At 77.1% G+C, this 619-nt stretch carries 1 pseudogene; it reads left to right on the forward strand.

Going from position 1 to position 619, the window contains the following annotated elements:
- Window positions 1-619: pseudogene (locus tag HW577_RS26130) on the forward strand (lytic transglycosylase domain-containing protein); the annotation flags it as partial.

The following is a 619-nucleotide window of genomic DNA, read 5'->3' on the forward strand; positions in this document are numbered from 1 at the left end:
GCGCGCGGCGCAGCGCCTGTCCGGCGCGCGGCGCAGCGCGGCCGATCTCCGCCTTGCCCTGATGCGGGACGACGAGGCGGGGCTCGCGACGCGCGCACCGGATATCGGCGTCGCCTACGAACAGGCGCGGCTGCTCCGCCGCCGCGACCGGGATGCCGAGGCCGCGGCGATCTGGGCGGCCGCGGAGCGGCTCCAGCAGGGCCTGTCGGGCGATGCGGCGCGCACCGTCTGGGCGGAACGCCAGGTGCTCTCCCGCAAGCTGCTGCGGCTGGGCCAGGAACGCGATGCCTATCGCGTCGCCGCCGCCCATGGCCAGGCGACACCGGGGGAGTCGCGTCAGGAAGGGGAATTCCTCGCCGGCTTCATCGCGCTGCGGCGGCTGAACGACCCGGCCTCGGCGCAGCGGCATTTCGTAGCCGTGGGCGAAGGCAGCCGGTCCGTCATCACCCGCGCGCGCAGCGCCTATTGGGAAGGGCGCGCGCTGGCCGCCCGCGGCGACACCACGGGCGCGCGCTCGCGCTTCGCCGCCGGCGCCGACCTGCCGGTCGCCTTCTACGGGCAGCTCGCGGCGCTGGCGCTGGGGGAGGATGCCGCGCGCGTCTCCGCCCGCATCGCGGCC

Source organism: Neoroseomonas rubea (genome assembly GCF_016106015.1).
Classification (GTDB): Bacteria; Pseudomonadota; Alphaproteobacteria; order Acetobacterales; family Acetobacteraceae; genus Neoroseomonas; species Neoroseomonas rubea.